The organism is Streptomyces sp. NPDC086989, from assembly GCF_044745505.1.
GTDB lineage: Bacteria > Actinomycetota > Actinomycetes > Streptomycetales > Streptomycetaceae > Streptomyces.
Map to the genome: position 1 here is coordinate 20,742 of NZ_JBIVAL010000033.1, position 9,860 is coordinate 30,601.

A 9,860-nucleotide genomic window follows, 5' to 3' on the forward strand; every position below is an offset into this window, starting at 1 on the left:
ATCGTTGACTTAGACGTCTAGACGCCTTAACATCTGAGTCATACCTTGGTCCACGCCAAGGTTTACTTTTATCTAGCCACGGGCAACCACGCTAAAATAAGAAGAATATGATTAAACTTTCTAACATCACCAAAGTGTTCCAGCAGGGTTCGCGCACGATTAACGCGCTCTCTGACGTGACTCTTCACGTCCCTGCCGGGCAAATTTATGGCGTTATCGGTGCATCAGGCGCCGGTAAAAGTACCTTGATCCGCTGCGCCAATATGCTTGAGCGCCCAACCTCGGGCCAGGTGCTGGTCGACGGACAGGATCTGACGTCGCTGTCTGAAAGCGAACTGACGCGCGCACGCCGTCAGATTGGCATGATTTTCCAACACTTTAACCTGCTGTCTTCCCGTACCGTGTTCGGCAACGTTGCTTTGCCGCTCGAGCTGGATAACACCCCGCGCGCTGAAATCAAAAAACGCGTGACCGAACTGTTGGAACTGGTCGGTTTGTCAGATAAGCATGATGCCTATCCGGCTAACCTGTCAGGCGGCCAGAAGCAACGCGTGGCAATTGCCCGTGCATTGGCAAGCCAACCTAAAGTTCTGTTGTGTGATGAAGCCACCAGCGCCCTGGACCCGGCCACCACACGTTCAATTCTGGAACTGTTGAAAGACATTAACCGTCGTCTTGGTCTGACTATTTTGCTGATCACCCATGAAATGGACGTGGTAAAACGCATCTGTGATCAGGTTGCGGTTATCAGCCAGGGCCAACTCATTGAAAAAGACAGTGTCAGCGAAGTGTTCTCGCACCCGAAAACCCCGCTGGCCCAGCAGTTCATTCAATCCACGCTGCACCTGGATATCCCGGATGACTATGCCAAGCGCCTGGCGCCTGAACGCAGTGGTGGCCGTCAGCCACTATTACGTCTGGAATTCACCGGCCAGTCAGTTGATGCGCCGCTGCTGTCAGAAGCTGCCCGCCGTTTCAACGTGAATAACAACATCATCAGTGCGCAGATGGACTATGCCGGTGGCGTCAAATTTGGCGTGATGCTCGCTGAGCTCCACGGCAGTGATGAAGACGCATTGGCAACGATTAAGTTCCTGCAGGAAAATCAGGTAAAAGTAGAGGTTCTGGGTTATGTCTGAGGCAATGATGTGGTTAATGGCTCGTGGCGTGTGGGAAACCGTCATGATGACCTTTGTCTCCGGCTTTTTCGGTTTCGTACTCGGCCTGCCGGTTGGCGTGCTGCTGTATGTGACTCGTCCGGGGCAAATCGCCGCCAACAATACGCTATATAGAACACTGTCTGGGTTAGTGAACGTTTTCCGTTCCATCCCCTTCATTATTCTGTTGGTGTGGATGATTCCATTTACTCGTTTGATCGTCGGTACGTCGATTGGCCTGCAAGCGGCCATCGTGCCACTGACCGTAGGCGCTGCCCCCTTTATTGCCCGTATGGTAGAGAACGCGCTGTTGGAAATCCCCTCTGGCTTGGTGGAAGCGGCCCGTGCGATGGGCGCAACCCCGATGCAAATCATTAAAAAGGTGTTGTTGCCAGAAGCCCTGCCGGGTTTGGTTAACGCCGCCACCATTACCTTGATCACTCTGGTGGGTTATTCCGCCATGGGCGGCGCTGTTGGCGCAGGTGGGCTGGGGCAGATTGGTTATCAGTACGGTTATATCGGTTATAACGCCACAGTAATGAATACCGTATTAGTATTACTGGTGGTGCTGGTTTATCTGATTCAGTTCTTCGGTGACCGGATCGTCAAGGCCGTCACCCATAAGTAGTTTTTACAGCAACTGCGCTGATATCTACCCGATAGATTTCAGAACCTGGCCAGGCGGCAAGTAAGCGAGTCCCCATGAACAGTAATTGGGGTGAGCGTACACAGCCAACAACGCTGGGCTTTGAAAGATAAAGGGTAAAGCGTATTTCAAATGCGAGTCTAATGAGGAAGGGATATGTCGTTAAAATTTAAATCCATCGCAGCAATCGGCGCACTGATCGGTAGTCTGGCTCTGGTAGGCTGTGGTCAAGAAGAAAAAGATCCGAACCATATTAAAGTCGGCGTCATTGTCGGTGCTGAACAGCAGGTCGCCGAAATCGCGCAAAAAGTGGCGAAAGAGAAATACGGTCTGGACGTCGAGCTGGTAACGTTCAATGACTACGTGCTGCCAAACGAAGCGCTGAGCAAAGGTGACATCGATCTGAACGCCTTCCAGCACAAACCTTATCTGGACCAGCAAATCAAGGATCGCGGCTACAAACTGGTCGCAGTCGGCAATACCTTCGTTTATCCGATTGCCGGTTACTCCAAGAAAATCAAATCTCTGGACGAACTGAAAGACGGTTCTCAGGTTGCCTTGCCTAATGACCCAACGAACCTGGGCCGTTCCCTGCTGCTGCTGCAGAAGGTTAACCTGATCAAACTGAAAGACGGTGTTGGCCTGCTGCCGACCGTGCTGGACGTAACTGAGAACCCGAAAAACCTGAAGCTGGTCGAGCTGGAAGCACCACAGTTGCCACGTTCACTCGATGATCAGCAAATCGCACTGGCGGTAATCAATACCACTTACGCCAGCCAGATTGGCCTGACCCCAGCGAAAGACGGCCTGTTCGTTGAAGGCAAAGACTCGCCGTATGTGAACCTGCTGGTTGCCCGCGAAGATAACAAAGACGCGGAAAACGTGAAGAAATTCGTTCAGGCTTACCAATCTGACGAAGTGAACGAAGCGGCCAACAAGATCTTTAACGGTGGTGCAGTTAAAGGTTGGTAATTATTCATTACCGATTTTATTCCTATAATTGCAAGACGGGCTTCGGCCCGTCTGACACTGTTAATCAAATCCTTTGCGACTGATGCAGTCATTTAGTACTAATAAAAACAAAGGATTATATTTTCTGCTTTACCCCAAACATCCGAAAACCACGTTTTTCGGGTGTTTGTCAGAAATCTAGACGGGCTCCGGCCCGTCTTGTTATTTCCACGATAGATTGCTTCAATAGCGCCACTTCTATATTCCATCAAGGCAGAGGAATCTCAATGCGTGCTTTACCTCTCTGTTTGTTAGCGCTTGCGCTAGCAGGGTGTTCGTCGCAGCGTTTCGCGCCCCCCTCAACAAACAGCACCAGCAAACCGGTAGCAACAACGCCAACGAAAACGACCTCGGCGGCACGTCCCGCGCCGGTTAAACTGTATAAAAGTGCAGAAGAGTTAGTCGGTAAGCCATTCCGCGATCTGGGTGAAGTTTCCGGCGAGTCTTGCCAAACGACGGTGCAGGATTCTCCACCTAATCTGGCGACAGCCCGTAAACGCATGCAAATCCGCGCTTCTTATATGAAAGCAAATGCCGTGCTATTGCACGACTGCCAAATTGTCAGTGGCGTTGCCGGCTGTTACCAACAGGCCATTTGCCAAGGCTCAGCGCTTAACGTTTCGTCCAAATGACCGAGTTTGTTTTCAATCAGATCGGAACCATCCGTTCACCGTATAAAGAAAAATTCGCCGTACCCCGTCAGCCGGGGTTGGTGGAAGATGGTGGCGGTGAGTTAGTGCTGCTGCCGCCCTATAATCAGGCGGAAGCAGTACGCGGTCTCAGTGAGTTCAGCCATCTTTGGGTGATGTTTATTTTCCATCAAACCATGGAAGGCGGCTGGCGGCCAACCGTCCGCCCACCCCGCCTCGGCGGCAATGCCCGGATGGGAGTATTCGCGACCCGTTCGACTTTCCGTCCGAACCCGCTCGGTATGTCGCTGATTGAATTAAAAAATGTGCGCACTCAGGGCAGCGACGTCGTGCTTGAATTGGGCAGCCTCGATCTGGTTGATGGTACGCCAGTGGTGGATATCAAACCCTACCTGCCCTTTGCCGAAAGCCAGCCACAGGCGCGTGCCGGATTTGCTCAGTCAGCGCCAGCCGGTGATATGCCCGTGTTTTTTGCCCCTGAAGCGGAACAGCAGCTACAGCAACATCAAACACGCTACCCGCAGTTACGGCGCTTTATCACTCAGGTTCTGGCTCAAGATCCACGTCCAGCCTACCGTAAGGGGCAAGAAGTGGAACGGGATTACGCGGTCTGGTTACTGGATTTCAACGTACGCTGGCGGGTCGTGGATCAACAAACCGAGGTGCTGTCTCTCGACCTGCGTTAAAAATCCATCGTCTCTCTTTTGACAACCCGCTTGCACTGGTAAACTAAACCACTTTTGGCCGCCACTGTGGCTACCCAATGCAATTTGCAGTTCTAACGGAACCAAAACACCATGCGTACTAGCCAATATCTGCTCTCCACCCTGAAGGAGACACCTGCCGATGCCGAAGTGATCAGCCACCAGCTGATGCTGCGCGCCGGGATGATTCGCAAACTGGCCTCGGGTCTTTATACCTGGTTGCCAACCGGTCTGCGCGTTCTGAAAAAGGTTGAAAACATCGTTCGCGAAGAAATGAACAATGCTAACGCGATCGAAGTATGTATGCCGGTGGTACAGCCTGCCGACTTGTGGCAGGAAAGTGGCCGTTGGGAACAGTACGGTCCTGAACTGTTGCGTTTTGTCGATCGCGGCGAGCGCCCGTTCGTACTGGGTCCAACGCACGAAGAAGTGATCACCGACCTGATCCGTAACGAGATCAGCTCTTACAAACAGCTGCCGCTGAACTTCTTCCAGATTCAGACCAAGTTCCGTGATGAAGTGCGCCCACGTTTTGGTGTGATGCGCTCTCGCGAATTCCTGATGAAGGACGCGTATTCGTTCCACACCACGCAGGAATCGCTGCAAGCGACCTACGATGCGATGTACGAAGCCTACAGCAAAATCTTCAGCCGCATGGGCCTGGACTTCCGTCCGGTACATGCCGATACCGGTTCTATTGGCGGTAGCGCATCACACGAGTTCCAGGTGCTGGCTGACAGCGGTGAAGACGATATCGTGTTTTCCACCGGGTCCGACTTTGCCGCCAACATTGAACTGGCCGAAGCCGTTGCCCCTGCGGAGCCGCGTGCTGCTGCCAGTGAAGAACTGCGCATTGTGGATACGCCAAACGCCAAAACTATTGCCGAGCTGGTAGAGCAATTCAATTTGCCGGTTGAGAAAACCGTCAAAACGCTGCTGGTGCGTGCTAAAGAAGAAAGCGGCCACAAGTTGGTTGCCCTGCTGGTTCGCGGCGATCATGAACTGAACGAAATTAAAGCCGAAAAACTGCCGCAGGTTGCTGCTCCGTTGGTCTTCGCCACCGAAGAAGAAATCCGCGCCATCATCGGCGCTGGCCCTGGTTCTCTTGGCCCAGTTAATCTGCAGGTTCCTGTCGTGGCCGATCGCAGCGTAGCGGCAATGAGTGATTTTGGTGCCGGTGCCAACATCGACGGTAAGCACTACTTCGGTATCAACTGGGAGCGCGATCTGCCGCTGCCGCAGGTTGCCGATATCCGTAACGTTGTGGAAGGCGATGCCAGCCCGGACGGTAAAGGTACGCTGTTGATCAAACGCGGTATCGAAGTGGGCCATATCTTCCAGCTCGGTACCAAATACTCTGAAGCGATGAAAGCCACGGTTCAGGGTGAAGACGGTCGTAACCAAGTGCTGACCATGGGTTGTTACGGCATCGGGGTGACCCGTGTTGTGGCTGCGGCTATCGAGCAAAACCATGACGAACGCGGCATCATCTGGCCAGATGCTATCGCTCCATTCCAGGTGGCGATTCTGCCAATGAACATGCACAAATCTTTCCGCGTGCAAGCGCTGGCGGAAGATCTGTACAACACCCTGCGTTCACACGGCATCGACGTGATCCTTGATGACCGTAAAGAGCGTCCAGGCGTGATGTTTGCTGATATGGAACTGATTGGCGTACCGCACTCTATTGTTATCGGCGATCGTAACCTCGACACCGAAGAGATTGAGTACAAAAACCGCCGCGTCGGCGAGAAACGCATGATCAAAACCGGTGAAATCGTTGATTTCCTGTTAGGCCAGATCACGCGCTAATCCGCGACAGCTGAAAACAAAAAACCCGCCGAGGCGGGTTTTTTTATGACGCTTATTTACTGTCGCAATTTTTGCTGCGGTCGAAAGCAATTTTGCCGTCAGGCACCAGCGCTTTCTCCGTTAAGCCATCTTCCATTGAAGGCTGAACGCTGAAGTGACCATTCAGGGTCAGGAACACCGGCTCACCCGGGGTTTTATAGGCTTTGGCATAACCTTGCTCCAGGGCGATAGTATTATCAACCGGGAAAGTCTGGCCTGTGGCGCAGTCTTTAAATACTGCCGCATCTGCCATATAGGTGTAACTGCCTTTCAGCGACATCGGTGTCTTAGGCAGTGCCTTCTCTACGGGATCGAGACGGTAATTCAGCTGAGACTCAATCACAGCACCGGTTTGATCCAGCATTTCCAGGCTTTTACCAACCGGACGGAAATAGCGTTTATCACCACGGCTGTCAGTCAGCACCAACTTATCCGCTGTACGCGCCCACTTGCCGTAATCAGCAAAGGTTTGATCGCCATCTTTGGTACCGCGGTAAGTTTCCTGCAACACGAAAGTGCCATCTTTATCCAGGAACAACGAGGTATCCAGGCCACCACAATCAGCGCAAGGCAGAATGCCTTGGTAGCTTTGTTGCATCGCCTGAAGTGGTTGTTCTTTCGGCTGGTAGTGGTTATTACATCCCAGTAACGAAAGTGCCCCTGCCGCTAAAAACAAGGCCAGTGTTATTTTCTTCACAGTTATTCTCCTACTGTGTTTATATCCTTTATTCTTGCCGCTGCCTCTGAGTTGCCAGTGCTCCCTTATCCGAATCACTTACCACGCAAGCGCATTGGAATTCGTTCACTGGCCGACTCGGTGCAACGCCAATTATATTGGGTGTATGTATCCTTAAGTGCGGATCTTACCGCGCAGCGCTTTAGTTGCGCCTTTACGTACCTTGCCTTCCAGCCGGCGTAATTTTGATCCTTTCGTGGGCTTGGTCGCTTTGCGCGCCTTTTCCACCACCATCGCCTGCTGAATTAGCGCGACCAACCTGGCCAGCGCCGACTCGCGGTTTAATTCCTGGCTGCGATATTCCTGCGCTTTAATAATCACGACGCCATCAGCGGTAATTAAATGATTATTCAGGGCCAGCAATCTTTCCTTGTAATACTCTGGCAGGCTGGATGCCCGGATGTCAAAGCGCAAATGGATAGCCGTTGAGGTTTTGTTCACGTGCTGACCACCCGCACCCTGCGCACGGATCGCCGTTAATTCCAGCTCGTTATCCGGTATGGCTACGTTTCTTGACAGTTCTAACACCAATCACACCTGTGCCTGTTGCCACTCGGCAAACTGGATTTCCAGACTATTCTGAACGTCAGAAAGCCAGATAGTTCCCTCTTGCAGCGTAGCCTGTAGCGTCATATTTCGACTGGCCAGCGCGGCCAATTTGCCCAATTGTTCATCATCCAGAAAACGGATGCTTAGGTTTTTGTGGTTTGCCACCTTATTCTGAATCGACTGCCACCACACATGGCCGGCGCGTTCACCGTAAGCATACAACACGACCCGCGGTGACTGATTGCAGGCTTTCTTGATCCGCTTTTCATCAGGCAATCCCATTTCGATCCACATTTCCAGCCCGTTATGGTCGTTCCGCTGCCAGATTTCCGGCTCATCGTCAGCGCTCAGGCCTTTAGTAAATACCAAACGCTCATCCGCGTGGCAGATCCAAGCCAGCAAACGCAGCATCATGCGCTGTTCAGTTTCGGAAGGATGCTGGGCCAAGGTGAGCGTGGCGTCGTGGTAGAAGTGACGATCCATATCAGCGATATTGACCGTGGCTTTATAAATTGTAGCTTTCAGCGCCATGGGTGACCTCATAATTATAAGGCGACAGTGTACTAGATTTGGCCTAACCGCTGCCAGCGCGGCCGGGAAAAGCACGGCACGAAAGCCACGCGGAGGTGCTAATAACTCCACAATAGCTGTGCTATAGTCGTCTAGGATAGAGTCAAGCTCCGAGAGCCTGCGCCTCATCGCTGTAGGGCTTCGATGACGCAGAGGTTCTTAAGGGAGGAAACTGTGCAACAATACTGTGAGTTAGTACGCCGTTTTTACGCTGAGATCGGCAGTGGTGATCTCGGCTACGTGCCTGATGCGTTAGCATGTGTATTAAAGGCATTGGACGAAGTTGCTGCGAATAACGCGCTACCGTCCTCCGTTAGGGAACAGGCGGCCTTTGCCGCCGCTAACTTATTGGTGAGCGACTATGTTGATGAATGATGAGTACCAATCCATCAATTGCGATGACTATGAAAGCCTGGAACTCGCCTGTCAGCATAACTACATTCTGAAGCTGGAGTTACGCGACGGAGAAAAACTCGAAGGCAAGGCCACCGAGCTGAAGTTTACCAAGGGCGTTGAGTATCTGATTATCGATCAGGCCGGCAATGCTCTCAGCTTGCGTCTGGATCATATCCTCAGTTTCAGTCATCCGGAAATCGGTACCGTGGTCGTCAGCCTGTCTGACTGATTAAACGGTAACGCCATCCCAACAGGGCAGCCCAACGGCTGCCCTCGTCTTTTATGGCTTCTGCTAGGGTTTAAGACTGGCATAGTAGGCCGCCAGATCGGCAATATCATCATCAGACAGCGCTGAAACGTAGGCCTTCATCACTTCTGCCTGCCCGCCATTACGCTCGCCTTTTTTATACGCCTGCAATGCATGCTCCAGATACATGGCGTTTTGCCCGGCCAGGTTCGGGTACATGGGCACGGAGACCTTCCCTTCCGCACCGTGGCACGCCATACAACTGGCAGATTTATCCTTACCCGCCGCCGCATCGCCCGCAGCCATCGCTGGCAGGCTGCACAACCCCAACATCACCGCCACTGCGCTCACAAATTTCATCATTGCTCCTTCGCTATGCCCAAAACCATTGGCGTTGCATCGAGGTGGCAACCAAACGCCCCCTGGACGTACAAATCGTACGTGACTGGAGCAAATACAGGTCGCCAACAAAAAGACAACGTCAGGTAGGTTGGGTCTCTTATTATTTTTTATGCCAGTGCAACCGCAGGGGCTGTTGCCCTTCGGGTATTTGAGCGTCCTCGCAGACAAAAACCCCCAGCGCAGCGATAAGTTGATCATCATAATAGACCATCGGGATACGCTCACGCTGCCAGGGAGGAATCCCCAACTCTTGCCACAATTTTTTGATCGGCCGGGAATGCGTTCTACCAAGAATGCGGAGTTTACCTTGGGCGGCAAAACGTATGCTCACTTTTTGTTGTGGCTGTGGCGCCCGCAGGCAAATATCCCCCTCCCCACTGACCAACGTGCCTAATCCGTCCGGCAATGTGAGTGGCTCTGCCAATGACCAATTTAGGCTGAGATCCCGCAGATCGGCCATTAGCGGCAACAGGTATAAACGCCGGCGGAAACGGCGGATCTGATATTGTCGCAGTAGCAGTTGCGGTTCGGCATCGTCGCGGCTGAGTGCGACCTCTTCCCATAGCCGTTGCAGCTGTTCACGTGAGGGCATGGTAACGTCGAATGACGCAATCCAACGGCGTAACACAGCAAAACGCCGGGCTGCTGAACACGCCAGCAAACCCTCAATAGCCAGCGCATTGTCTTCATCCAGCAACGCGTGCAGTTGCTCTGCCAATAACTCGTCCAGCAACTGCTCTTGCTCGGCACACAAGCTGGCGCTACGCGCCGTTGCGGCTGCAAAATGCGGCCAGCGCTGATTCAGCAGCGGCAACACTTGAAGACGCAGGAAATTACGGTCAAAGCGCGGGTTCTGATTGCTGTCGTCGTCAACCCAGGTGAGTTTATGCTGCTGCGCGTAGGCTTCCAACTGTTCGCGTGAAATCCCCAACAACGGGCGC

The 9,860-nt window shown here is 52.7% G+C and carries 13 protein-coding genes; 8 read left to right on the forward strand and 5 right to left on the reverse strand.

Annotation, left to right across the window (positions count from 1 at the left end; all coding sequences use genetic code 11):
• The first annotated feature begins 107 nt into the window (after positions 1-107).
• The 6 genes from metN to proS all read left to right on the forward strand — a co-directional run bounded on the left by metN (position 108) and on the right by proS (position 5,980).
• On the forward strand, positions 108-1,139 hold the full coding sequence (gene metN, locus ACIPK4_RS38620) for a methionine ABC transporter ATP-binding protein MetN (RefSeq protein WP_209639936.1): 1,032 nt from the start codon (positions 108-110) through the stop codon (positions 1,137-1,139).
• Complete coding sequence (locus tag ACIPK4_RS38625) at positions 1,132-1,785, forward strand: methionine ABC transporter permease MetI (RefSeq protein ID WP_012146460.1); 654 nt, start codon at positions 1,132-1,134, stop codon at positions 1,783-1,785. The genes metN and ACIPK4_RS38625 overlap by 8 nt, the downstream gene beginning before the upstream one ends.
• 174 nt (positions 1,786-1,959) lie before the next feature.
• Complete coding sequence (locus tag ACIPK4_RS38630; RefSeq protein WP_402322252.1) at positions 1,960-2,775, forward strand: MetQ/NlpA family lipoprotein; 816 nt, start codon at positions 1,960-1,962, stop codon at positions 2,773-2,775.
• A 266-nt stretch (positions 2,776-3,041) separates the two neighbouring features.
• A complete protein-coding gene (gene rcsF / locus ACIPK4_RS38635) occupies positions 3,042-3,446 on the forward strand; it encodes an Rcs stress response system protein RcsF (RefSeq protein ID WP_209639933.1) in 405 nt (134 codons plus the stop codon).
• The gene (gene tsaA / locus ACIPK4_RS38640) at positions 3,443-4,150 is read left to right on the forward strand and encodes a tRNA (N6-threonylcarbamoyladenosine(37)-N6)-methyltransferase TrmO (RefSeq protein WP_209639930.1); all 708 of its coding nucleotides are present in this window, start codon (positions 3,443-3,445) and stop codon (positions 4,148-4,150) included. Before rcsF ends, tsaA begins: the two co-directional genes overlap by 4 nt.
• A 111-nt stretch (positions 4,151-4,261) precedes the next feature.
• On the forward strand, positions 4,262-5,980 hold the full coding sequence (proS, locus tag ACIPK4_RS38645) for a proline--tRNA ligase (RefSeq protein ID WP_265556454.1): 1,719 nt from the start codon (positions 4,262-4,264) through the stop codon (positions 5,978-5,980).
• Between the two features lie 52 nt (positions 5,981-6,032).
• Here the strand turns inward: proS and nlpE are convergent, their stop codons facing one another.
• The 3 genes from nlpE to ACIPK4_RS38660 form a co-directional block, all read right to left on the reverse strand.
• Positions 6,033-6,716, reverse strand: a complete 684-nt coding sequence (gene nlpE / locus ACIPK4_RS38650) for an envelope stress response activation lipoprotein NlpE (protein ID WP_037426436.1) — start codon at positions 6,714-6,716, stop codon at positions 6,033-6,035.
• 153 nt (positions 6,717-6,869) lie between these two features.
• Positions 6,870-7,283 carry an alternative ribosome rescue aminoacyl-tRNA hydrolase ArfB gene (gene arfB / locus ACIPK4_RS38655; protein ID WP_037426459.1) on the reverse strand — a complete coding sequence of 138 codons (414 nt, stop codon included), beginning with the start codon at positions 7,281-7,283 and terminating at the stop codon, positions 6,870-6,872.
• A gap of 3 nt (positions 7,284-7,286) precedes the next feature.
• On the reverse strand, positions 7,287-7,835 hold the full coding sequence (locus ACIPK4_RS38660; protein ID WP_402322258.1) for a YaeQ family protein: 549 nt from the start codon (positions 7,833-7,835) through the stop codon (positions 7,287-7,289).
• Between the two features lie 183 nt (positions 7,836-8,018).
• On the opposite strand from ACIPK4_RS38660, the gene ACIPK4_RS38665 reads away from it, so the two are divergent.
• Together ACIPK4_RS38665 and rof are read left to right on the forward strand one after the other, a co-directional pair.
• Positions 8,019-8,249, forward strand: coding sequence for a YaeP family protein (locus ACIPK4_RS38665; RefSeq protein ID WP_245210083.1), 231 nt, complete (start codon positions 8,019-8,021; stop codon positions 8,247-8,249).
• Positions 8,242-8,499, forward strand: coding sequence for a Rho-binding antiterminator (rof, locus tag ACIPK4_RS38670; protein ID WP_004952197.1), 258 nt, complete (start codon positions 8,242-8,244; stop codon positions 8,497-8,499). The genes ACIPK4_RS38665 and rof overlap by 8 nt, the downstream gene beginning before the upstream one ends.
• Positions 8,500-8,562: 63 nt before the next feature.
• On the opposite strand, the gene ACIPK4_RS38675 is transcribed toward rof, so the two are convergent.
• Complete coding sequence (locus ACIPK4_RS38675; protein ID WP_209639922.1) at positions 8,563-8,880, reverse strand: cytochrome c; 318 nt, start codon at positions 8,878-8,880, stop codon at positions 8,563-8,565.
• A 139-nt stretch (positions 8,881-9,019) separates the two neighbouring features.
• On the reverse strand, positions 9,020-9,860 hold an 841-nt coding region (gene tilS, locus ACIPK4_RS38680), incomplete at its 5' end, for a tRNA lysidine(34) synthetase TilS (RefSeq protein WP_402322262.1).

Bases quoted from the DNA above. Each gene is read 5' to 3' on its own strand.
- metN (WP_209639936.1), top strand. From the start codon at position 108: ATGATTAAACTTTCTAACATCACCAAAGTGTTCCAGCAGGGTTCGCGC.
- ACIPK4_RS38625 (WP_012146460.1), top strand. From the start codon at position 1,132: ATGTCTGAGGCAATGATGTGGTTAATGGCTCGTGGCGTGTGGGAAACC.
- ACIPK4_RS38630 (WP_402322252.1), top strand. From the start codon at position 1,960: ATGTCGTTAAAATTTAAATCCATCGCAGCAATCGGCGCACTGATCGGT.
- rcsF (WP_209639933.1), top strand. From the start codon at position 3,042: ATGCGTGCTTTACCTCTCTGTTTGTTAGCGCTTGCGCTAGCAGGGTGT.
- tsaA (WP_209639930.1), top strand. From the start codon at position 3,443: ATGACCGAGTTTGTTTTCAATCAGATCGGAACCATCCGTTCACCGTAT.
- proS (WP_265556454.1), top strand. From the start codon at position 4,262: ATGCGTACTAGCCAATATCTGCTCTCCACCCTGAAGGAGACACCTGCC.
- ACIPK4_RS38660 (WP_402322258.1), bottom strand. From the start codon at position 7,835: ATGGCGCTGAAAGCTACAATTTATAAAGCCACGGTCAATATCGCTGAT.
- ACIPK4_RS38665 (WP_245210083.1), top strand. From the start codon at position 8,019: ATGACGCAGAGGTTCTTAAGGGAGGAAACTGTGCAACAATACTGTGAG.
- rof (WP_004952197.1), top strand. From the start codon at position 8,242: ATGAATGATGAGTACCAATCCATCAATTGCGATGACTATGAAAGCCTG.
- ACIPK4_RS38675 (WP_209639922.1), bottom strand. From the start codon at position 8,880: ATGATGAAATTTGTGAGCGCAGTGGCGGTGATGTTGGGGTTGTGCAGC.